At 64.3% G+C, this 21,826-nt stretch carries 17 protein-coding genes and 1 tRNA gene; 10 read left to right on the top strand and 8 right to left on the bottom strand.

Annotation, left to right across the window (positions count from 1 at the left end; genetic code table 11):
• Positions 1–33: 33 nt before the first annotated feature.
• Positions 34–1,494, bottom strand: a complete 1,461-nt coding sequence (zwf, locus tag BN2475_RS30080; protein ID WP_094783039.1) for a glucose-6-phosphate dehydrogenase — start codon at positions 1,492–1,494, stop codon at positions 34–36.
• Between the two features lie 543 nt (positions 1,495–2,037).
• On the opposite strand from zwf, the gene BN2475_RS30075 reads away from it, so the two are divergent.
• The 4 genes from BN2475_RS30075 (at position 2,038) to BN2475_RS30060 (ending at position 6,507) form a co-directional block, all read left to right on the top strand.
• A complete protein-coding gene (locus BN2475_RS30075) occupies positions 2,038–3,285 on the top strand; it encodes an ABC transporter substrate-binding protein (RefSeq protein WP_094783038.1) in 1,248 nt (415 codons plus the stop codon).
• 201 nt (positions 3,286–3,486) lie between these two features.
• Positions 3,487–4,425, top strand: coding sequence for a carbohydrate ABC transporter permease (locus tag BN2475_RS30070; protein ID WP_094783037.1), 939 nt, complete (start codon positions 3,487–3,489; stop codon positions 4,423–4,425).
• The gene (locus tag BN2475_RS30065) at positions 4,415–5,272 is read left to right on the top strand and encodes a carbohydrate ABC transporter permease (RefSeq protein ID WP_094783036.1); all 858 of its coding nucleotides are present in this window, start codon (positions 4,415–4,417) and stop codon (positions 5,270–5,272) included. The genes BN2475_RS30070 and BN2475_RS30065 overlap by 11 nt, the downstream gene beginning before the upstream one ends.
• A 119-nt stretch (positions 5,273–5,391) precedes the next feature.
• A complete protein-coding gene (locus BN2475_RS30060) occupies positions 5,392–6,507 on the top strand; it encodes an ABC transporter ATP-binding protein (RefSeq protein WP_094783035.1) in 1,116 nt (371 codons plus the stop codon).
• A 103-nt stretch (positions 6,508–6,610) separates the two neighbouring features.
• On the opposite strand, the gene BN2475_RS30055 is transcribed toward BN2475_RS30060, so the two are convergent.
• The 5 genes from BN2475_RS30055 to trxB all read right to left on the bottom strand — a co-directional run bounded on the left by BN2475_RS30055 (position 6,611) and on the right by trxB (position 11,101).
• The gene (locus BN2475_RS30055; protein ID WP_094783034.1) at positions 6,611–7,528 is read right to left on the bottom strand and encodes a LysR family transcriptional regulator; all 918 of its coding nucleotides are present in this window, start codon (positions 7,526–7,528) and stop codon (positions 6,611–6,613) included.
• Between the two features lie 126 nt (positions 7,529–7,654).
• Complete coding sequence (locus BN2475_RS30050; protein ID WP_094783057.1) at positions 7,655–8,314, bottom strand: glutathione S-transferase family protein; 660 nt, start codon at positions 8,312–8,314, stop codon at positions 7,655–7,657.
• 170 nt (positions 8,315–8,484) lie between these two features.
• Complete coding sequence (locus BN2475_RS30045) at positions 8,485–9,105, bottom strand: trimeric intracellular cation channel family protein (protein WP_094783056.1); 621 nt, start codon at positions 9,103–9,105, stop codon at positions 8,485–8,487.
• A gap of 13 nt (positions 9,106–9,118) precedes the next feature.
• Positions 9,119–9,877, bottom strand: a complete 759-nt coding sequence (locus BN2475_RS30040) for a Smr/MutS family protein (RefSeq protein WP_094783055.1) — start codon at positions 9,875–9,877, stop codon at positions 9,119–9,121.
• A 225-nt stretch (positions 9,878–10,102) separates the two neighbouring features.
• Positions 10,103–11,101: a thioredoxin-disulfide reductase gene (trxB, locus tag BN2475_RS30035; protein WP_094783033.1), complete on the bottom strand. Its 999-nt coding sequence runs from the start codon at positions 11,099–11,101 to the stop codon at positions 10,103–10,105.
• A 334-nt stretch (positions 11,102–11,435) separates the two neighbouring features.
• Here trxB and BN2475_RS30030 point away from each other — a divergent pair, with 334 nt between their 5' ends.
• Positions 11,436–13,742, top strand: coding sequence for a DNA translocase FtsK (locus tag BN2475_RS30030; RefSeq protein ID WP_094783032.1), 2,307 nt, complete (start codon positions 11,436–11,438; stop codon positions 13,740–13,742).
• Between the two features lie 96 nt (positions 13,743–13,838).
• On the top strand, positions 13,839–14,573 hold the full coding sequence (lolA, locus tag BN2475_RS30025) for an outer membrane lipoprotein chaperone LolA (protein WP_094783031.1): 735 nt from the start codon (positions 13,839–13,841) through the stop codon (positions 14,571–14,573).
• Positions 14,574–14,666: 93 nt separating this feature from the next.
• Here lolA and BN2475_RS30020 read toward each other — a convergent pair whose 3' ends face one another.
• The gene (locus tag BN2475_RS30020) at positions 14,667–15,587 is read right to left on the bottom strand and encodes a LysR family transcriptional regulator (protein WP_094783030.1); all 921 of its coding nucleotides are present in this window, start codon (positions 15,585–15,587) and stop codon (positions 14,667–14,669) included.
• Positions 15,588–15,758: 171 nt separating this feature from the next.
• Between BN2475_RS30020 and speB the strand changes: the two genes are divergently transcribed.
• Positions 15,759–16,748, top strand: coding sequence for an agmatinase (speB, locus tag BN2475_RS30015; protein ID WP_094783054.1), 990 nt, complete (start codon positions 15,759–15,761; stop codon positions 16,746–16,748).
• Between the two features lie 141 nt (positions 16,749–16,889).
• Here the strand turns inward: speB and cytX are convergent, their stop codons facing one another.
• Complete coding sequence (gene cytX, locus BN2475_RS30010) at positions 16,890–18,206, bottom strand: putative hydroxymethylpyrimidine transporter CytX (RefSeq protein ID WP_094783053.1); 1,317 nt, start codon at positions 18,204–18,206, stop codon at positions 16,890–16,892.
• 297 nt (positions 18,207–18,503) lie between these two features.
• Between cytX and BN2475_RS30005 the strand changes: the two genes are divergently transcribed.
• The 3 genes from BN2475_RS30005 (at position 18,504) to BN2475_RS29995 (ending at position 21,589) form a co-directional block, all read left to right on the top strand.
• The gene (locus BN2475_RS30005; protein ID WP_094783029.1) at positions 18,504–19,817 is read left to right on the top strand and encodes a replication-associated recombination protein A; all 1,314 of its coding nucleotides are present in this window, start codon (positions 18,504–18,506) and stop codon (positions 19,815–19,817) included.
• Between the two features lie 139 nt (positions 19,818–19,956).
• Positions 19,957–21,252 (top strand): serine--tRNA ligase, encoded by a 1,296-nt coding sequence (gene serS, locus BN2475_RS30000; protein WP_094783028.1) that lies wholly within the window; start codon positions 19,957–19,959, stop codon positions 21,250–21,252.
• 247 nt (positions 21,253–21,499) lie between these two features.
• Positions 21,500–21,589 (top strand) — tRNA-Ser (locus tag BN2475_RS29995).
• Positions 21,590–21,826: the final 237 nt, after the last annotated feature.

Here is a 21,826-nt window from a genome sequence, read left to right as displayed (position 1 = left end):
GTGCGGTTCACTCGAAGCACGCGGCGCCGTGCATCAATTCTCTTCTTCGAGCCAGCAGGTGCCGTGCTGCGCCAGCATCGCGCTCGCCGCGGCCGGACCCCACGTGCCCGCCGCGTACGGCTTGGGCGGCCGGTTCGCGGCCTGCCATTCGTTCAGGATCGGTTCGACCCAGCGCCATGCGGCTTCCTGTTCGTCGCGTCGCACGAACAGCGCGAGGCGACCGTGGATCACGTCGAGCAGCAGGCGCTGATACGCCTCCATCCGTCCTTCGCGGAAGAACTGGTCGAAGGCGAGGTCGAGGTGCACGCTCGCGAGGTTCATCCCCTCGCCGGGCTGCTTCGCGAGACAGTAGAGGCGAATGGATTCGTTCGGCTGCAGACGGATCACCAGGCGATTCGCGCCGGCGCGCAGCGCGGATGCGCCGAGCGCCGAATGCGGCACCGCACGAAAATTCACCACGATCTCGGCGACGCGATCCGCAAGCCGCTTGCCGGTGCGCAGGAAAAACGGCACGCCGGCCCAACGCCAGTTCTCGATCTCGACCTTCAGTGCGACGAAGGTTTCGGTCGTGCTATCCGGCTTCACACCAGCCTCGGTTGCATAGGCCGGCACCGAGGTGCCGCGGATCACGCCCGAATGGTACTGGCCGCGCACCGCGACCTTGCCGATGTCGCGCGGATCGATCGGCTTCAACGCACGCAGCACGCGCAGCTTTTCGTCGCGCACCGAGTCGGAATCCATCGAATGAGGCGGTTCCATCGCAACGATCGACAGCAGTTGCAGCAAGTGGTTTTGCACCATGTCGCGCAACGCGCCGGTGTTGTCGTAGAAGTCGCCGCGCGCTTCCACGCCGAGTTCTTCCGCAATCGTGATCTGGATGCTCTCGACCCACTCGCGGCGCCACAACGGCTCGAACAGCGCATTGCCGAAGCGCAGCGCGAGCAGGTTCTGCACCGGCTCCTTGCCGAGGTAGTGGTCGATCCGGTAGATCTGTTCTTCCGCGAAGATTTCACCGACCGCATCGTTGATTGCGTTCGACGACTTGAGGTCGTAACCGAGCGGCTTTTCCAGCACGATGCGCGCGTTCTGGTTCAGCCCCACCGACGCGAGCGCGTGGCAGATCGGCACGAACAGCGACGGGCCCGTGGCCAGATAGAACACGCGGATGCCGGGCAGGTCCTGGATGGCGTCGCGCAGATGGACGAAGTCCTGCGGGTTGCCGAGATCGATCTTCACGAACTCGATGCGCGCGAGGAAGCTCGCCCATGCCGCCTGGTCCACATTCTTCGACACATGCGGTTTGACGTGCTCGTTCACCCACTGCAGGTATTCGTCGCGATCCGCCGCATGCCGCGCCACCGCGACGATCTTGCCGTGGTCGTGCAGCATGCCGCCCGCACGGTGCGCTTCAAACAAAGCCGGCAGGATCTTGCGCATCGACAGATCGCCAGTGCCGCCGAAGAGAACGAAAGTGAAGCTTGAGTCGGTTTGCATGAGTCTCCGTCGATGTGCTTAGGGGCCGCCGCGCTGACCGGAAGGGCGACCGTAGTCCGATAAAATATTTTTTGACACTGAATTGTAGTTTAACTACAATCCAAATCAAGAGGTAGCGCTAATTCGATGAAAAAAGCGTGCGCTGTTCGGCAGGATGCGCGTTTTCCCGAAGTCGGCTGGCGTGCCCTGCATGTTAACGGACATTGCGTGTCGGCCCGGGCCAGCATGCCTCGGCGCACCAGCTGGAAAGCCGGGGAAAGTGGAGCGGTCGGCAACGTGGTTGCCCCGGTGATGTGCGAAGTACCTCGAGTCTGCCGCGCGACGCGGGCAGGCAAAAATCAAAAGAGGAGACAGCAGTTGCATCCCGAACCACTCATCTCTTGAACGTCTAGCGGCCGGACATCGGTCCGCCGGCACATGCTCCAGGCATGCGCCCGACCGTGCCCGATCGCCCAGTGTTTTGCCTGTTAGAACCAACCACAAGCACCCTGGCGATATCAGGGGCCATTTGTTTTTTGTTCAGGTGTCTGGAGGAGAAAAGCAATGAAATTTCGCGCGATCATGGGCGCTCTGTGCGCTGCGGGTCTGATGTGTGGCGTCTCGGCCGTGCAGGCTGCCGAGGCGGTCGAAGTGTTGCACTGGTGGACCTCGGGCGGCGAATCGAAAGCCGTCGGTGTCCTCAAGGACGACATGACGAAGCAGGGTTACACGTGGAAGGACTTCGCGGTGGCGGGTGGCGCGGGCGCGGCTGCCATGACGGCACTCAAGACGCAGGTGATCTCCGGCAACGCGCCGAGCGCTGCGCAGATCAAGGGTCCGCTGATCCAGGACTGGGCATCGCAAGGCGTGCTGGTGCCGGTCGATTCGGTGACGGGCGACTGGAAGAAGAACCTGCCGCCGGAAATCGACAAGATCATGCGCGCGGACGGTCACTATGTCGGCGCGCCGTTTTCCGTGCATCGCGTGAACTGGCTGTACATCAACAAGGCGGCACTCGACAAGGCGGGCGGCAAGGTGCCGACCACGTGGCCCGAGTTCTTCGCGGTGGCCGACAAGATGAAGGCCGCGGGCATCCAGCCGATCGCGATGGGCGGTCAGCCGTGGCAAGACCTGACGCTGTGGGAAGACGTCGTGCTGTCCCAGGGTTCGGACTTTTACAGGAAGGCGCTGGTCGACCTCGATGAAAAGACGCTGACGTCGGACAAGATGGTCGGCGTGTTCGACACGGTCCGCAAGATCCAGGGCTACTTCGACGCGGGCCGCACGGGCCGTGACTGGAACCTCGCCACGGCGATGGTCATCAACGGCAAGGCCGGCATGCAGTTCATGGGCGACTGGGCGAAGGGCGAGTTCACCAATGCCGGCAAGAAGTCGGGCACGGACTACATCTGCGCGGTCGTACCGAACACCGACAAGGCCTACACGTTCAACGTCGACTCGTTCGTGTTCTTCGAGCAGAAGGGGCAGAAGGCCGCCACGCCGGGCCAGCTCGCGCTCGCCAAGACGATCATGTCGCCGGGCTTCCAGGAGCAGTTCAGCCTGTACAAGGGCTCGATCCCGGTGCGTCTCGGCGTGCCGATGGACAAGTTCGACGACTGCGCGAAGAAGTCGTACGCGGATGAGCAGATCGCGATCAAGGCAGGCGGCTACGTGCCTTCGCTCGCACACGGCATGGCTCAGCCCGATGCGGCAGCCGGCGCGATCTCGGACGTCGTCACGAAGTTCATGAACTCGCAGCAGGATTCGAAGAGCGCGGTGCAGGCGCTCGCGAAGGCGGCGAAGACCAAGTAAGTGAAGTAAGTGAAGCAAGCGAAGTGGCGCCCGGTGCTTCCCGACGAAGCGCCGGGCGCACGCTTCAGGTCGCTGATGGCGCTTCGTGCGCGAATTGCAGGCGGCTTTCCCCAGGTTTCATGGAGTCACACCGTGCCGCCGCGGCCTTGCGTGACGCACGCGCGAGCATCCGGGCGGTACAGTTTCAGCAGGAGTCGAGTAGTGACTGCTTCTATCAGCGGAAACGGGAAAACGGCCACCGTCACCCGCCGCACGTCCCCTATGGCGGCCCTCGCCGATCGCTTGATTCCGAAGCTGGTGCTCGCACCCAGCGTCGTGATCAGCCTGATCTTCGTGTATGGCTTCATCGCAATCACCGGCTATCTGTCGCTGTCCACTTCGCGACTGATGCCTCGTTGGGAGTTCGCGGGTCTCGAGCGTTATCGCGAGCTGTTCCAGAACGACGTGTTCTGGACTTCGGCCGCTAATCTCGGCTGGTTCGGCATTCCGTTCATTGCCATCTGTATCGGCCTCGGCCTGTTCCTCGCGATCCTGCTCGATCAGCAGATCCGCAACGAAGGCGCGCTGCGCGCCGTGTTCCTGTATCCGATGGCGCTGTCGTTCATCGTGACCGGCACCGCGTGGCAGTGGATTCTGACGCCGAGCATCGGTATCGAGAAGGTGTTTCACGACTGGGGCTGGACGAGCTTTTCGTTCAACTGGCTCGGCGACCCGGACAAGGCGATCTTCTGTATCGTGATCGCGGCGGTCTGGCAGTCCACCGGCTTCGTGATGGCGCTGTTCCTCGCCGGTTTGCGCGGCGTCGACAGCGAAATCTTCAAGGCCGCGCAGATGGACGGCGCGGGCTTGCCGACCATCTACCGCAAGATCGTGATTCCGAGCATGCGGCCGGTGTTCTTCTCCGTGCTGCTGATCCTTTGCCACATCACCATCAAGACGTTCGACCTGGTCGTCGCGCTGACCGCAGGCGGTCCGGGCACGTCGACGTCGCTGCCGGCCATCTTCATGTACACGTTTTCGTTCAATCGCGGGCAGCTCGGCGTCGGCGCGGCATCGTCGATCATGATGCTCGCGACCGTGGTGGCCGTGCTCGTGCCGCTGATGTATCTGGAATCGAGGAGCACCCGCAATGCAGCCTAAGATGACGATTAGCCGTGCCGTCATTTACGCGGCCCTGGTTCTGTTCGCCCTGTACTTCCTGTTCCCGCTGTACGTGATGCTGTCGACGTCGTTCAAGGACATCGATCAGCTGCGTACCGGCAACCTGCTGACGCCGCCGACGAGCTGGAGCTTCGCGCCGTGGATCAAGGCATGGAGCGGCGCGTGTACGGGCGTGCGTTGCGACGGCATGCAACCGTTCTTCATGAACTCGGTGCGCATGGTGATTCCGGCCGTGCTGATCTCGTCGATCATCGGCGCGTTCAACGGCTACGTGCTCACGCACTGGCGGTTCCGCGGCGCCGATCCGATCTTCACGATGCTGCTGGTCGGCTGCTTCATTCCGTTCCAGGCGATCCTGCTGCCGATGGCGCGCCTCGAAGGCATCCTCGGCCTGTCGAACACGGTGAGCGGCCTCGTGTTCGTGCACGTGATCTACGGCATCGCGTTCACCACGATGTTCTTCCGCAACTTCTATGTCAGCGTGCCGGCGGAACTCGTGAAGGCGGCGCGTATCGACGGTGCGGGTTTCTTCACGATCTTCACCAAGATCCTGTTGCCGGTGTCGCTGCCCATCTTCATGGTGTGCCTGATCTGGCAATTCACGCAGATCTGGAATGACTTCCTGTTCGGTATCGTGTTCTCCGGCGTCGATTCGATGCCGATCACGGTGGCGCTGAACAACCTCGTGAACACCTCGACCGGCGTGAAGGAATACAACGTGGACATGGCCGGCGCGATCATCGCGGCATTGCCGACCCTGCTCGTCTACATCATCGCCGGACGCTATTTCGTGCGTGGCCTGACGGCCGGCGCGGTGAAGGGCTGAACGAGGCTAAACCGGGCTAAACCAGGGGCTAGACCCTTCGAGCGCGGCGGCGCTTCACTGAACGAGCGCCGCCGTCAAAGACGTTTTCAGGCAGTACCAGAGACAAGAGGATTCACAGCATGGCAAGCCTTTCCATCCGTGACGTGTACAAGACTTACCCGAACGGGGTGCCGGTTCTGAAGGGTGTCAATATCGACATCGAAGACGGCCAGTTCCTGATTCTGGTCGGCGGCTCGGGCTGCGGTAAGTCGACGCTGCTCAACATGATCGCCGGCCTCGAAACCGTGACCAAGGGCGAGATCCAGATCGACGGCAAGACGGTCAACAACCTGTCGCCGAAAGATCGCGACATCGCGATGGTGTTCCAGTCGTACGCGCTGTATCCGTCGATGACGGTGCGCGACAACATCTCGTTCGGCCTGAACATCCGCAAGGTGCCGAAGCAGGAGCAGACGCAGATCGTCGAGCGCGTATCGAACACGCTGCAGATCAAGCACCTGCTGGACCGCAAGCCGGGCCAACTGTCCGGTGGCCAGCGTCAGCGCGTGGCGATGGGCCGCGCATTGGCGCGCGATCCGGTGATGTTCCTGTTCGACGAACCGCTGTCGAACCTCGACGCGAAACTGCGTATCGAGATGCGTTCGGAAATCAAGCTGCTGCATCAACGCCTCGGCACGACGATCGTCTACGTGACGCACGATCAGATCGAAGCGATGACGCTCGGTGACCGCATCGCGGTGATGAAGGACGGCATCGTGCAGCAGTTCGGCGCGCCGCAGGAGATTTACGACTCGCCGTCGAACCTGTTCGTGGCCGGCTTCATCGGCGCGCCGCCGATGAACTTCATCGAGGGCAAGCTGGTCGAGCAGGGTGCGGGTGTCGGCATCGAACTGGATACGGGTGTCGCGCGCAAGGTGCTGGTCCTGCCTTTCGATTCGGCGAAAGTGAAGTCGCACTTGGGCCGCGAGGTGGTGCTCGGCCTGCGGCCGGAGCGCATCACCGACGCACGTGGCGCACATGGCGACGACTCGAAGCTGCAGCCGGTCGAAGTGATGGTCGACGTGATCGAGCCGACCGGTCCGGACACGCTGGTGTTCGCTCAGGTCAACGGCAAGCGCGTGGTGAGCCGCGTGCACCCGGCGTCGAATCCGCAGCCCACGATGAGCACGACGCTGCTGTTCGATACGTCGAAGGCGGTGCTGTTCGATCCGGCCAACGAAGAACGGATTGCCTGAGCGTCACGCAGTCGCCTGCCGCGACTGATCCGCTGCCTGAAAAAAAGCCCCATGCGTCGCGCGACGCATGGGGCTTTGCTTTGTACTTTGTATTGCGGCGGCCTCACGCATTCCTGAGGCGCAGATCCGGATTGTTGCGCGCCAGTTCAGCGATCCAGTCGATGAACACGCGCAGCCGCGAACTCAGATTGCGGCGGTGCGGGTAGAGGATCGAAAGCGGCGTGGTGGGGCTCGTGTAGTTCGTGAGGATTTCCTTGAGCGCGCCTTGCCGGATCAGCTCGGCGACCATGAAGCGCGACGGCTGGATGATGCCATGGCCGAGCGCGCCCGCGCCGATGTAGACCGAGCCGTCGTTCACTGCGAGCACGCTTTTCATCGGCACCCTGGCGATCTCGCCGTCCACTTCATATTCGAACGGGAAGGTCTTGCCGGTGCGCGCGGACACGTAGTTGACGGCGCGATGCTCGCTGAGATCGTCGAGCGTGGTCGGCGTGCCGTATTTCTGCAGATACGCCGGCGATGCGCACGTGACGATCCGCGCGTCGCCGATATGCCGCACGACGAGGCTCGACTCCTCGGGCGTGCCCATGCGGATCACGCAATCGACCGCGTCCTGGATCAGATCGATATTGCGATCCGCGAGACCGAGCCGCACGTCGATCTGCGGGTATTGGCGATAGAAATCGTCGAGCGCGGGCAGCAGCAGCGCACGGGCGAGCGTGCCGGAGGTATCGACGCGAATCGTGCCGGCCGGATTTTCGCGCGTGTTCGACAGCGACGACTCGGCGTCGGCGACTTCGGCGAGAATGCGCACGCAGCGCTCGTAGAACGCCGCGCCGTCCTCGGTGACGCTCACCTGGCGCGTCGAACGGTTCAGCAGCCGCACGCCGACGTGCTCTTCGAGCGCCTGGATCGTGCGGCTGACTTTGGCGCGGGGCAGGTCGAGCGATTCGGATACCTTGGTAAAGCTGTTCGCCTCGACCACGCGCGTAAATATCTCCATCGCTTCGAAACGGTCCATGTCTTGCCTTATCGGTGGTGGGCGAATGCAGTTGTCGACGTTCAGTCTACCGGGAGGCAAAAGTGTTGTCTCGAAGGGGATCGCGGCCGGTTCTCCGGCGCCGCGCTCGATCGTGATCAACCATGCTCAATCGCGCTCGGGCGCGCCGAGGGGGAACAGCGGACGATACGGGCGCGCTTCATCCACTGCGCGGGCAAACGACGGCCTCGCCAGCAGCCGCTGACGGTAGGCCCGCACGTGCACGAATGCCGGGTCGATCGGATGGGTCCAGTCGGCATAGAACAGGAACGGTCCGGCGCCGCAATCGGCGAGGCTGAAGGCATCGCCTGCGGCCCATTCGCGCCCGGCCATCACGTCGTCCAGCCAGCCGTACGCGGTGTCGAGCAGCGCGCGGGCGTCGGCGACCCCGCGCGGATCGCGCTCGGGCTCGGCGCGCAGACTGTCGTAGACGATCTTCTGTTGCGGTGTCGAGATGTAGTTGTCGAAGAAGCGGTCCATGCTGCGCACCTCGAGCGCGGCACGCGCGTCGGCCGGCACGAGCGGCACCGGCCCCGGATGATGCAGACCGAGATATTCGATGATGATGGTCGCCTCGACCACGGTCCGGCCGCCGTCGACCAGCACCGGAAAACGCTTGATCGGCCACAGCGCGGCGAATTCGGCCATTACATGCGGGTCGTCGTGTGTGAGCAGGCGCAGCTCGAACGACGTGCCGTTTTCGTAGAGCGCGGTCAGGACCTTCTGGCAGTAGGAGGAGAACGGGTGGGCATAGAGCTTGAGAGTCATCGCGGTCACCTTGGGCGGTTGCGGGGTGCGCCATCGCGCAATGACGGCCGGAACGGCCGTTTACAACACGACGGTCGATGGCCGCGAAAATCGACAGCCGTCAGGGTCGCGCCGCCGCGAGCACTCCGGGCATCCCGAGCGCGATCAGTGCCCGAGCGCTCCAGCCACGCTCAATGCGGCAAGCGGATATCGAACCTGAAGGTCACCAGCCTCGCCAGCAGGATGAACGCGGTCGCGAGCAGCACGCTATACACCGTGTCGAAGTTCACATAGTCCAGCAGCACGTACAACCAGCAGCCGACGAACGCGCAGGTCGCGTAAGGCCGCGAGTCGCGCAGCAGCAGGGGCACTTCGTTGCACAGCACGTCGCGGATCACGCCGCCGAACACGCCCGTCAGCACGCCCATCATCACCGAAGTGAACCACGGCATCTGCGCGTCGTGCGCGATCGAGGTGCCCGCGATGCTGAACAGGCCGAGTCCCACTGCGTCGGCCACCAGCAGCACACGCTCGGAGAGCAGGCGCGAGGTCATCTTCAGCACTGTCGGCGCGAAGATCGCCATCACGAAGATCGCGATCAGATAGTCCTGATGCTCGACCCAGTAGAAGGGCCGCCGCTCCAGTAGCACGTCGCGCAACGTGCCGCCGCCGAAGGCCGTGGCCACCCCCACGAGGAAGGTGCCGACCGCATCGAGCCGGCGGCTGCGGGCTTCGATGAAGCCGGAAATGGCATACGCAAAAATAGCCAGCGCTTCCATGATGGTCAGCGCCAGCGTCAGCCTTGGATGAATCACTGTGGCTCCGTCAGGGCTTGGCGTGAGCCGGCGACGCGCCGGGCTGCAACAGCACCACCACCGCGCCGGCGCCGCCGTCGTGCGGGCGCGCCTGACAGAACGCGATGACCTCGGACTTCTGCACGAGCCACGCGCGCACCTTGCCCTTCAGCACCGGCTCCTTGCCGATCGATCCCAGACCTTTGCCGTGGATCACGCGCAAGCAGCGCAAGCCGCGTTTCACCGATTCGCGCACGAACTCGGCCAGCGCCTCGCGCGCTTCGTCGCGCCGCATGCCATGCAGGTCGATTTGCGCCTGCACGATCCAGTCGCCGCGCCGCAGTTTTCGCACGACATCCTGACTCACGCCGGGGCGGCAATAAGAGAGCGTCTCGTCGGTGTCGAGCAGGACTTCGGGGTCGAACTCGTCGGAAATCGCTTCGTGCAGGACGGCTTCTTCGTCGAGCAGCGTTTGCACCGGCAACGGCGGCGGGGGATTGCGCGGCAGTGTCGCGCGTGGCGGTACCGCAAGTGGTGCAACCGCGCCGATCTCGCGGCGGAACAGATCGGCGTCCGCCGCCGCTTCGCGCTGCGCCGCCGTGGCGGCCGCGCGTTCACGCTCACGGCGCTGCGTATCGGCCTTCAGTGCGTCGCGCAACGCGCCGAGGCCGGCGAGACCCGCCGCCGGATCGAGCTTCGGTTTGGCCGCGGGCGCGACCGGTTCAGGTGCGGACCGCGCGACGGGTCGCGCACGTTTCGGTTCGCTTGGATGAGGCTGATTCTTCGGCATATCGGTAATACACGCAGAAAAGTAGATCGATCGCGCGACGCCTTCTTCGGGCTTTGCGGGTGCCGCCGCGTAGCGTTGCCGCAATAAGACTAAGACGCAAGAGACGCAAAAGACGCAAAAAAGGCCGCCGGCTTTTCAGCCGCGGCCTTCTGTCGAGCAAGCGGCCGGGTCACGCCCAGCCGCCATTTTACCGTCGCGCCTATCGTTGCTGTTCGGCGCCGTGGATCAACGCTCGGCTTCCGCGCTCATCACATGCTCGCCGATCTCGTTGATGGTTTCCAGATAGCGTTGCGCGTCCAGCGCGGCCATACAGCCCGTGCCTGCGCTGGTGATCGCCTGACGATACACGTGATCCTGCACGTCGCCGGCGGCGAACACGCCCGGCATGCTGGTGGCGGTTGCGAAACCGTTCAGGCCGCCCTTCGTGATGATGTAGCCGTTCTTCATCTCCAGCTGGCCCTGGAAGATGTCCGTGTTCGGCTTGTGGCCGATCGCGACGAACAGGCCTTGCAACGCGATGTCGGTGGTTTCGCCGGTCTGCGTGTGCTTGATGCGCAGGCCCGTCACGCCGGACTGGTCGCCGGTCACTTCGTCGAGCGTATGGTTCCACTTGATCTCGACCACGCCTTCCTTCTCTTTCGCCAGCAGACGGTCGATCAGGATCGGCTCGGCGCGGAACTTGTCGCGGCGATGGATCACGGTCACTTTCTTCGCGATGCCGGCGAGATACAGTGCCTCTTCAACCGCGGTATTGCCGCCGCCGACCACGGCCACGTGCTGCTGCTTGTAGAAGAAGCCGTCGCAGGTCGCGCAGGCCGACACGCCCTTGCCCATGAACGCTTCTTCGGACGGCAGGCCGAGGTACTGCGCCGATGCGCCGGTCGCGATGATCAGCGAGTCGCAGGTGTATTCGCCCGAATCGCCGATCAGGCGCATCGGCTTCTCGTCCAGTTTGGCCGTGTGGATGTGGTCGAAAATGATTTCGGTGTTGAAGCGCTCGGCGTGCTCCAGGAAACGCGTCATCAGTTCCGGGCCTTGCACGCCGTGGGCGTCGGCGGGCCAGTTTTCGACGTCGGTCGTGGTCATCAGCTGGCCGCCCTGGGCCAGACCCGTGACGAGCACCGGCGCCAGGTTGGCGCGCGCCGCGTAGACCGCTGCCGTGTAGCCGGCGGGACCGGAACCGAGAATCAGAACCTTGGCGTGTTTCGTTGAAGTTGCGGGCATGATCGAATCCTTGTACGGCGCGCGGCTCGCCCATGCGAGGCCGTGCGACTTGAGCTGGAACTGTAGATGGGTGTCAATGCGGCATTATAAAGGGCCGCACGCGCGGCTGCTCCATGAAGCTTTCCGATCGCGGCGATAGCGTCGCCGCGTGCCGGCAGCGCGTTTCTGTGGGCAATCGCCCACGTTACCGTCATTTACAGCCTTGCGCGTGGTAGTGCGTTTACAATAGGCCCGATCGAAGTTACCGGTCGCCGGGATCGGACCCGCAGCCACGCTGGGCGAGGCTCCGGCCGCGTGTTCCGGGCGACGGCCGGCTACCCACGCAACAGGATCAATGGCAAAAGCTCCCTATTCCGCGAGCGCGCAGGCGTTGCCGCACCGCATGTCGCGCCTTTTCACCGAAATCCGCTGGATCCTGCAGGTGGCGCTCGGCGTGTTCCTGCTCATGGCGCTCGTCAGCTATAGCAGGCACGATCCGAGCTGGACCCACGCCGCGCAGGTCGACCATATCGCCAACTGGGCGGGCCGCGTCGGCGCGTGGACCTCGGACATCCTGCTGCTGCTGTTCGGCCTGTCCGCCTATTGGTGGATCGTGCTGCTCGGCCGCCACATTTCCGCCAACTACAAACGCATCACCCGTCACGAAGACTCGCAGGACGACGAGCCGCGCGGCGTCGGCTGGCTCGCGGACGCGTTCGCGTTCATGCTCGTGCTGCTCGCGTGCAACGGTCTCGAAGCGCTGCGCATGTGGTCGCTCAAGGTGCAGTTGCCGCGCGCCCCGGGCGGCGTGGTCGGCGAGGCCGTCGCGCGTGGGGTGTCGCATGCGCTGGGGTTCACGGGCGGCACGCTCGCGCTGCTGATCGCGCTCGCGATCGGCTTGTCGCTGTACTTCCGTTTTTCGTGGCTGTCGGTCTCGGAGAAGGTCGGCGAGTCGATCATTTCCGCGGTGACGTTCGCCAAGCTGCGTCGCGAGGCCGGCCGCGACCGCAAGCTCGGCGAAGCGGCCGCGGTGAAGCGCGAGGGCAAGGTCGAGAAGGATCGCGTGCGGATCGAAGAGCACGAGCCGGTCATGATCGTGCCGCCGCTTGTCACGCCGGCCAAATCGGAGCGTGTCGAGAAGGAACGGCAGGTGCCGCTCTTCACCGACCTGCCGGGCGATTCCACCTTGCCGCCGATCGCGCTGCTCGATCCCGCGCCCGCCGCGCAGGAAACCATCTCCGCCGACACGCTGGAATTCACCTCGCGTCTGATCGAGAAGAAGCTCAAGGACTTCGGCGTCGAAGTGAGCGTGGTCGCCGCCTATCCGGGCCCGGTCGTCACGCGCTATGAAATCGAACCGGCCACCGGCGTGAAGGGCAGCCAGATCGTCAATCTGGCGAAGGACCTCGCGCGTTCGCTGTCGCTCGTGTCGATCCGCGTGGTCGAAACGATCCCGGGCAAGAATTTCATGGCGCTGGAGCTGCCGAACCAGCGCCGTCAGACCGTGAGCCTGTCGGAGATTCTCGGCTCGGCGGTGTATGCGGATGCCGCGTCGCCGCTGACCATGGGGCTCGGCAAGGACATCGGCGGCAAGCCGGTATGCGCCGACCTCGCGAAGATGCCGCACTTGCTGGTGGCGGGCACGACCGGTTCGGGCAAGTCGGTGGGCATCAACGCGATGATCCTGTCGCTGCTCTACAAGGCAAGCGCCGAGCAGGTGCGGATGATCCTGATCGATCCGAAGATGCTCGAAATGAGCGTCTATGAAGGCATTCCGCATCTGCTGTGTCCGGTCGTGACGGACATGCGCCAGGCGGGTCACGCGCTGAACTGGGCGGTCGCCGAAATGGAGCGCCGCTACAAGCTGATGAGCAAGCTCGGCGTGCGCAATCTCGCCGGCTACAACAACAAGATCGACGAAGCTGCCAAGCGTGAAGAGAAGCTGCCGAATCCGTTCAGCCTCACGCCGGACGATCCGGAACCGCTCACGCGCCTGCCGCACATCGTCGTCGTGATCGACGAGCTGGCCGACCTGATGATGGTGGTCGGCAAGAAGGTCGAAGAACTGATCGCCCGGATCGCGCAGAAGGCGCGTGCGGCCGGCATCCACCTGATTCTCGCGACGCAGCGCCCGTCGGTCGACGTGATCACCGGTCTGATCAAGGCCAACGTGCCGACGCGGATGGCCTTCCAGGTGTCGTCGAAGATCGACTCGCGGACCATCCTCGATCAGCAGGGCGCGGAATCGCTGCTCGGCATGGGCGACATGCTGTATCTGCCGCCGGGCACCGGATTGCCGGTGCGCGTGCACGGCGCGTTCGTGTCGGACGAGGAAGTGCATCGCGTCGTCGACAAACTCAAGGAGCAGGGCGAGCCGAACTACATCGAGGGCATTCTCGAAGGCGGCGTGACCGGCGAGGGCGACGAAGGCTCGGCGGGAACCGGCGCGAGCGACGGCGAGTCCGATCCCTTATACGACCAGGCGGTCGATGTCGTGCTGAAGAACCGCCGCGCGTCGATCTCGCTGGTGCAGCGGCATTTGCGCATCGGCTACAACCGGGCGGCGCGCTTGCTCGAGCAGATGGAAAACTCGGGCGTGGTGTCGGCGATGTCGTCGAACGGCAATCGCGAGATTCTTGCGCCGGCGCGCGAAGCGGAATAAGCCGCATCCATTGCGCGTGCCACCGCGGGATGCGGCGGCCGCGCGTCGTGCCGCCATCGCGGCCGCCCACCGAATTCAATCAACGGAGAAAACCACATGCAACCAGTCGCGCAGCAGCACGCCCGACACCGAACTGAAGGGGACCGTCTCGGCCAACTCGCGCGCACCATCGTGCGCTGCGTCGGCAGCGTGGCGATCGGCGCGTCGGTGCTGGTCGCGTCGCAGGCGTTCGCGAGCGGTACCGAACAACTGAAGGCGTTCGTCGCGCAAGTCCACTCGGCGCGCGGCACCTTCGTGCAGCAGGAAGTGCGCGCGCCGAGCAAGGCGCAGGGCGCGAGCGGCACGCTGTCCACCACGGGCGCGGGCAAGACCGGCACGTCGAGCGGCACGTTCACGTTCGCGCGTCCTGGCAAGTTCATCTGGCAATACGAGAAGCCATACTCGCAACTGCTGCAGGCGGACGGCGACAAGCTCTACGTGTACGACAAGGATCTGAACCAGGTGACCGTGCGCAGCCTCGGCGGCGCGCTCGGCGCGAGCCCGGCGGCGATCCTGTTCGGCAGCAACGATCTGGAGAAGAACTTCACGCTGCGTGATGCCGGCGAGAAGGCTGGCATCGACTGGCTCGAACTGACGCCGAAGGCGAAAGACACGCAGTTTCAACGCGTCGGCATCGGCTTCAAGGACGGCAATCTCGAAGCGATGGAATTGCACGACGTGTTCGGCAACGTGACGCTGCTGACCTTCTCGAACATTCAGAAGAACCCGCCGCTGCCGGCCGATGCTTTCAAGTTCACGGTGCCCAAGGGCGCGGACGTGATCAACGGGTGAGGCTGTCGGCGTAGTGCGACTGGCAAGAAAACCGCGCTTTCGAGCGCGGTTTTTTTTATCGCGGACCGATTGCCGCCGTGCGTTTTGCGTGCGCTACGCGTCGACGTCGCGCATCGGTGCTGCGTGTGCGGCCTTCATGTCGTCGATGAACGCCGCGACGATATCCGTGCGATGCGGCCGCGCCCGCGTGACCATATGAAACGCGACGCGGTAGCGCATCCGCGCCGGATTCAACGCGGCGAGCAACCCTTGCGCGACGAACGGCGCCGCGAAATGCGCCGGCAAATAGCCGAGGTGATGTCCGGACAGCACCAGCATCGCGACCGCTTCCATGTTGTCCGCGACGGCGGTGACGTTGCGCGGCGGGCTCGAACTCTCGGCTTCGGGCACCGGATAGCTGCGCCACGCCCATTCATGTTGCGCAGCCGCGTCGGCCGTCACCTTGCCCGCCTGGGCGAACAGCGGATGCCCTTTCGCGCAATAAGCGAACTGATCCTCGGCGAACACCTCGGTGTATTCGAGCGAAGGCACGCGATGCCAGAAATAGCCAATGCCGATCTGGATCCGGCCATTGAGCAGCAACTCTTCGAGCTCGCCCGGCGAGCGCACCAGAATCGAAAAACGCACCGACTGGTCGCGTGCGCGAAAGCGGCCGATCGCGTCGCTGATGCGCGCGCTGGCCGACATCGGCGTGTGCCCGATCATGCCGATGTCGAGCGTGCCGACCAGCTTGCGGCCGACGTTGCGTACCTGCATGCCGAACGTATCGACGGCTGACAGCAGCGCGCGAGCGGCGTCGACGAACTGCTCGCCACGCGCGCTCAGGTTGAAGCCGGCGCGGCCGCGCTCGCACAGCCGGTAGCCCAGCCGCGTTTCGAGCGTGGCGAGCTGGGTGCTGATAGTCGACTGGCCGATGTTCAGCGTCGCCTGAGCCGGCGTGATGCCGCCCGCGTCGACAATAGCGAGAAAGACGCGGATCAGTCGCAGGTCGAGGTCGGTGAGTTGGGAGAACATACGTCAGCATACATCGATATAAATCGATGTGAAGTTCGTCGCGCCGCTATTTTAACTCCAGGCAAACGGCTCAAGAATCAAAGTTTGTCCGACCGAGTGCTGTTTTACACGGCGTTTCGGCCGGTCCGCGCGGGCACTTCCGCGTACCGCATCTTTCATTGCCGAGTCACGATGAAAACCTCTTCCTTCATTTCCCCCGAGGCCGGCGAGCGGCCGCAACCGCTGTCCGGCAATGCGATGCCGCGTTGCGGCGGCATCGCGACGATGATGCGCCTGCCGAACGTCGGCTCGGCCCAGGGGTTCGACGCATGCTTCGTCGGCGTGCCGTTCGATCTCGGCACGTCGAACCGCACCGGCGCGCGTTTCGGGCCGCGCCAGATTCGCAGCGAATCGGTGCTGCTGCGCCCGTACAACATGGCCACGCGTGCGGCGCCGTTCGATTCGCTGCGCGTGGCCGATCTCGGCGATGTCGCGATCAATCCGTACAACCTGCACGATTCGATCGCGCGGATCGAAACCGCTTACGACGAAATCCTCCAGCACGATTGCAAGCCGATCACGCTGGGCGGCGATCACACCATCGCGCTGCCGATCCTGCGCGCGATCCATCGCAAGCATGGCAAGGTCGGCCTGATTCACGTCGATGCGCACGCCGACGTCAACGACACGATGATGGGCGAGAAGATCGCCCACGGCACGCCGTTTCGCCGCGCGGTGGAAGAGGGCTTGCTGGATTGCGAGCGCGTCGTGCAGATTGGTTTGCGCGGCACCGGCTACGCGGCGGAAGACTTCGACTGGTGCCGCGATCAGGGCTTCGAGGTCGTGCAAGCCGAAGCGTGCTGGAACCAGTCGCTTGCGCCGTTGATGGCGCGTGTGCGCGAACGGATGGGCGACGCTCCGGTGTACATCACGTTCGACATCGACGGCATCGATCCAGCGTTCGCGCCTGGGACGGGCACGCCGGAAATCGCCGGGCTGACGGTACCGCAGGCGCTGGAAATCATTCGCGGGGCGCGCGGGTTGAACATCGTCGGCGGCGATCTGGTCGAGGTCGCACCGCCGTACGATCCGTTCGGTACGACCGCGCTGCTCGGCGCGAATCTCGCGTTCGAATTGCTGTGCGTGCTGCCGGGTGTCGAGTATCGGACCGCCACGCGCTGAGCCGGGCCGCGCTACGAGGTGACGCGTGGTGTGTCACGCGTCACAGTGATGCATGAACGGAAAAAGCCTGCAAATGCAGGCTTTTTCCGTTTCTGATGTGAGCGCGCGCAAGTCGAAGACAGCGCCCTCAAGTCGAACAGATCATGCGTATGCGGTCTTGCGCGCCGACACGAACGCGAGATAACCCACGGCACCAATCGCCAGCGACGGCAGCGTCGCGCCGAGATTCGGCAGCCATTGATTGATCACCTGGTACGCGGCGATGCCGATCGCCCACGCGATGAACGCGCTCAGATGCCAGCCGCCCGAAAAGCCATAGCGGCCGCGCACGTCGGCGAGCACGGCGGCTTCGATGCGGCGCTTGCGCACGATGAAGTGATCCATCAGCACCACGCCGAACAGCGGCGCGAACACCGAGCCGATCAGCAGCAGGAAGTTCTGATACTTCGCCATCGGCACCAGCAGCGCAATCAGCGTGCACAGCGCGCCGAACGCCGCCGACAGCATCGGCACGCTGCCGCGCGTCCAGAACGTGCCGGTCGAAACGGCCGCCGAGTGGATGTCGGCGAACGCGTTGTCGATTTCGTCGATCAGGATCAGCAGCAACGCGAAGCCGCCGCCAGCTTGCGCGAGCGCGCCGGTCAGCAGCGCATCGCCGCCGCCGGCCGCGAGGCCGTAGATCGCACCGAGCGCGTAGAACCAGATATTGGCGATGCCATAGCCGAGCAGCGTGCCCCGGAACGTCTCGCCGGCGCGTCGGCCGAAGCGGGTGTAGTCGGCGATCAGCGGCAGCCACGACAACGGCATCGCCACCACCAGGTCGATCGCACCGCCGAACGACATCTCGCCCGTGCCCGGCCGGCGCATCAGTTCGGCGAGGTTGTGGCGCGCGAGCAGATTCCACGTGAGCCACAGCGCGCCCGCGAGCAGCAGCCAGATGCCCCAGGTGCGCAGAAAGCGCCGCACGAACGACAGCGGGCCGCTGATTGCCAGCAGCGTCGCGAGCAGGCCGAACGCCACGGTCCAGATCAATGGCATCGAGAGGCCGAACGCCTGTTTGGCGAGGGCGTCGGCGGAATCGCGCATCACGATCACTTCGAACGAACCCCAGCCGACCAGCTGCACCGCGTTGAGTACCGCCGGCACCGACGCGCCGCGCACGCCGAGCGTCGGACGCAGCGACGACATCGCGGCGAGCCCGGTGTCCGTGCCGATCACGCCGGCCAGCGCGAGCAGCATCACGCCGATCACGCTGCCGATCACGATCGCCAGCAACGCATGCGGCAGTGACAGCCCAGGCACCAGCAGTGCGCCGGCCTGCGCGACCAGGAGGCCGATGCCGAGTGAAAACCACAGCGCGAACGCGTCGCCGGTGCGGAATGCGCGACGCGCGTCGGGCACCGGCTTGAGCGGCGCGTAGGTGGAACCGGCGTCGCCGGCGAGTGGATCTTGTGCCATCTGGTCTGGTCCCTTCTTGTCCCTGTTGCTGTTGCTTGCTGAATCGTTTGCGGTGCGGTTCTTGCGCGTCGATCGACGCGGCCATCGTCCGGCCGCCGTCGCTGTCATAATGCGGGACGTTGCCCGCGCGTCGCGTGCCGGCTTTGCGCTCATCCGACAGCACGCCGCCATTACACGGACCGCAAGGACCACACGGAACCTATGGACCAAACGGACCAAACGGACCAAACGGACCACATGGATCATATGGACCACACGGACCGCGTCCGCAAAAGCCGAGATTATCCCCAAAACGTCATGTTTGAAGAAACCCGTGCCAATGTTCCGCTCGCCGAACGCCTGCGGCCCCGCAATATCGACGAAGTGATCGGTCAGACGCACCTGCTCGGCCCGAACAAGCCGCTGCGGGTCGCGTTCGAGTCCGGCGAAGCCCATTCGATGATCCTCTGGGGCCCGCCCGGCGTCGGCAAGACCACGCTCGCGCGGCTCATGGCCGATGCGTTTCACGCCGAATTCATCGCGTTATCCGCGGTGCTCTCGGGCGTGAAGGATATCCGCGAAGCGGTCGAGACCGCGCAGATTCATCGCGCGAATGGCCGTCAGACGCTGATGTTCGTCGACGAAGTGCATCGCTTCAACAAGAGCCAGCAGGACGCGTTCTTGCCGCACGTCGAGTCGGGGCTGTTCGTGTTCGTCGGCGCGACCACCGAGAATCCGTCGTTCGAGGTGAACAGCGCGTTGCTCTCGCGAGCCGCGGTCTACGTGCTCAAAAGCCTCACCGACGACGAGCAGCGCGAACTGCTGGACCGTGCGCAGCAGGAACTGGGCGGCCTCACGTTCACCGACGAAGCGCGCGACGCGCTGATCGGCTCGGCCGACGGCGACGGCCGCAAGCTGCTGAACAACCTCGAGATCGTCGCGCGTGCAGCGGCGCGGCAAAACACGACCGAGATCAACGGTGCATTGCTCGGCAGCGCGCTCGCGGAAAATCTGCGCCGCTTCGACAAAGGCGGCGACGCCTTCTACGACCAGATCAGCGCGCTGCATAAATCGGTGCGCGGCAGCAACCCGGACGGCGCGCTGTACTGGTTCTGCCGGATGCTCGACGGCGGCGTGGACCCGCGCTACCTGGCGCGGCGTATCGTGCGCATGGCGTGGGAGGACATCGGGCTCGCCGATCCGCGCGCCGCGCGCATCGCGCTCGACGCCGCCGAAACCTACGAACGCCTCGGCACGCCGGAAGGCGAACTGGCGCTGGCGCAGGCGATCATCTATCTGGCGGTCGCGCCGAAGTCGAACGCCGGATACAACGCGTATAACGAAGCGCGCCGCTTCGTCAGCAAGGACCAGTCGCGCGGGGTGCCGGTGCATCTGCGCAATGCGCCGACCAGGCTGATGAAAGAGCTGGGCTACGGCCACGATTACCGCTACGCGCACGACGAGCCCGATGCATACGCGGCCGGTGAAACCTATCTGCCCGACAACATGCGTGAGCCGCACTGGTACCAGCCGACGCCACGCGGTCTCGAAGGCAAGATCGGCGACAAGCTGGCGCGTCTGGCCGAACTGGACGCGCAATGGCGCAGCGAGAACAAGCCGAAGAAAGGCTGAGCCTTGCTCCGGCGCATGAGATCGCATGGCGGCGCACGGCGCCACCGGCAATCCGCATGCGTCGACCATCCAACCCACCGGCCGCATGCGCCGGTGCGCTAAAATCCCCTCTTCATACAACGAACACCCGTCCCATCCCATGCTCGACATTCAGCTGCTGCGCAAAGACCTCGATGGCGTCGCCAGGCGCCTCGCCGACCGCGGCTTTACCCTCGACGTGGCGGCATTCACCGCGCTCGAAGCGGAACGCCGCGATACCCAGACCCGTACCGAAGAGATGCAGGCACGCCGCAACAGCCTGTCCAAGCAGATCGGCGCGATGAAAGGGCGGGGCGAGGACACCTCGGCGGTGATGGCCGAAGTCGGCGGCATCGGCGACGAGATGAAGGCGTCGGCCGCGAAGCTCGACGATATCCAGAAACGTTTGTTGGACCTGCTGCTCGGCGTGCCCAATCTGCCGCACGAGAGCGTGCCGGTCGGCGACGACGAAACCGGCAATGTCGAAGTGCGCCGCTGGGGCACGCCGCGCCAGTTCGATTTCGAGGTGAAGGATCACGTCGATGTCGGCGCGCCGCTCGGGCTCGATTTCGAAACCGGCGCGAAGCTCTCGGGCGCGCGCTTCACGCTGCTGCGCGGACAGGTTGCGCGGCTGCATCGTGCGCTCGCGCAGTTCATGCTCGACACGCATACGCAACAGCACGGCTATACGGAGATTTACACGCCGTACATCGTGAATCCGGAGATTCTCTTCGGCACCGGTCAACTGCCGAAATTCGCCGACGACATGTTCCGCGTCGAGAAGGGCGGCGAAGAGAATACGGTCACGCAGTACCTGATCTCCACGTCGGAGATTTCGCTGACGAACACGGTGCGCGACAGTATCGTCGAAGCGGACGCGCTACCGATCAAGCTGACCGCGCATTCGCCGTGCTTCCGCTCGGAAGCGGGCTCGTATGGCCGCGACACGCGTGGCCTGATCCGTCAGCATCAGTTCGACAAGGTCGAGATGGTGCAGATCGTCGCGCCGGAAGCGTCGTACGACGCGTTGGAGCAGATGGTCGGCCACGCCGAGACGATCCTGCAGAAGCTGGAGCTGCCGTATCGCGTGATCACGCTGTGCACGGGCGACATGGGCTTCTCGGCGGCGAAGACCTACGACCTCGAAGTGTGGGTGCCCGCGCAGAACACGTATCGCGAGATTTCTAGCTGCTCGAACACGGAGTCGTTCCAGGCGCGGCGCATGCATGCGCGTTATCGCAATGCGCAGGGCAAGCCGGAACTGGTTCATACGCTAAACGGCTCGGGCCTGGCGGTGGGCCGCACGCTGGTGGCAGTGCTGGAGAATTTCCAGAACGCCGACGGCTCGGTGACGGTGCCGGGGGCACTGCGGCCGTACCTTGGCGGTGCGGAGCGGCTGGAAATCGCGGTGGCTTGATTGCATGCCGGGCTGACGGGCTGATGCAGCGACGTGCTGTGTGATGCCCGCTGCTTCGTGAAGTGCAGTGAGGTGTCGTGTCGTAACGTGTCGCACTGGGTTGCCAGTCCTCTTCGAAAAATTTTTCGCGAGGGGCTTGGAAATCCAATTTAGCTGTTCTATAATCTTTCTCTCCCAAGCAACGACCCGCTTGGTTCTGACGAAGCACCGTCAAGCAACAAGCAGGCTGCTTTGAGTTGGAAACCCCGGAAAGGTGGCAGAGTGGTCGAATGCGCTGGACTCGAAATCCAGTGTACCTTTAGGGGTACCGTGAGTTCGAATCTCACCCTTTCCGCCAGATTGATAGAAAAGCCCCGCAAGTTAAAACGCTTGCGGGGCTTTTGCTTTTTCCGGGTCTGTCGGTAGCGCGATATGCGATACGCGCGTCATCGTCGCTTCGATCTGCTGCATCACCGTCGCTGCCGTGATCGCCTGGGTGGTCGAACGTATTGCTACCCGGCCCCGCCGCGCAGCCGCTCCTGCATCGCGGTCAGCGCGCAACAGCCGATGCGTGGATAGTGATTTAACTTCGACA

Origin of the sequence: Paraburkholderia ribeironis, assembly GCF_900019265.1 — a bacterium.
GTDB classification, from domain to species: Bacteria; Pseudomonadota; Gammaproteobacteria; order Burkholderiales; family Burkholderiaceae; genus Paraburkholderia; species Paraburkholderia ribeironis.
The sequence above is the reverse complement of the archived record's forward strand: the minus strand, read 5'-3'. Positions and strand labels throughout refer to the sequence as shown.

Coding starts and splice junctions, on each gene's coding strand:
- zwf (WP_094783039.1), bottom strand. CDS start 1,494: ATGCAAACCGACTCAAGCTTCACTTTCGTTCTCTTCGGCGGCACTGGC.
- BN2475_RS30075 (WP_094783038.1), top strand. CDS start 2,038: ATGAAATTTCGCGCGATCATGGGCGCTCTGTGCGCTGCGGGTCTGATG.
- BN2475_RS30065 (WP_094783036.1), top strand. CDS start 4,415: ATGCAGCCTAAGATGACGATTAGCCGTGCCGTCATTTACGCGGCCCTG.
- BN2475_RS30060 (WP_094783035.1), top strand. CDS start 5,392: ATGGCAAGCCTTTCCATCCGTGACGTGTACAAGACTTACCCGAACGGG.
- BN2475_RS30055 (WP_094783034.1), bottom strand. CDS start 7,528: ATGGACCGTTTCGAAGCGATGGAGATATTTACGCGCGTGGTCGAGGCG.
- BN2475_RS30050 (WP_094783057.1), bottom strand. CDS start 8,314: ATGACTCTCAAGCTCTATGCCCACCCGTTCTCCTCCTACTGCCAGAAG.
- BN2475_RS30040 (WP_094783055.1), bottom strand. CDS start 9,877: ATGCCGAAGAATCAGCCTCATCCAAGCGAACCGAAACGTGCGCGACCC.
- trxB (WP_094783033.1), bottom strand. CDS start 11,101: ATGCCCGCAACTTCAACGAAACACGCCAAGGTTCTGATTCTCGGTTCC.
- BN2475_RS30030 (WP_094783032.1), top strand. CDS start 11,436: ATGGCAAAAGCTCCCTATTCCGCGAGCGCGCAGGCGTTGCCGCACCGC.
- lolA (WP_094783031.1), top strand. CDS start 13,839: ATGCAACCAGTCGCGCAGCAGCACGCCCGACACCGAACTGAAGGGGAC.
- BN2475_RS30020 (WP_094783030.1), bottom strand. CDS start 15,587: ATGTTCTCCCAACTCACCGACCTCGACCTGCGACTGATCCGCGTCTTT.
- speB (WP_094783054.1), top strand. CDS start 15,759: ATGAAAACCTCTTCCTTCATTTCCCCCGAGGCCGGCGAGCGGCCGCAA.
- cytX (WP_094783053.1), bottom strand. CDS start 18,206: ATGGCACAAGATCCACTCGCCGGCGACGCCGGTTCCACCTACGCGCCG.
- BN2475_RS30005 (WP_094783029.1), top strand. CDS start 18,504: ATGTTTGAAGAAACCCGTGCCAATGTTCCGCTCGCCGAACGCCTGCGG.
- serS (WP_094783028.1), top strand. CDS start 19,957: ATGCTCGACATTCAGCTGCTGCGCAAAGACCTCGATGGCGTCGCCAGG.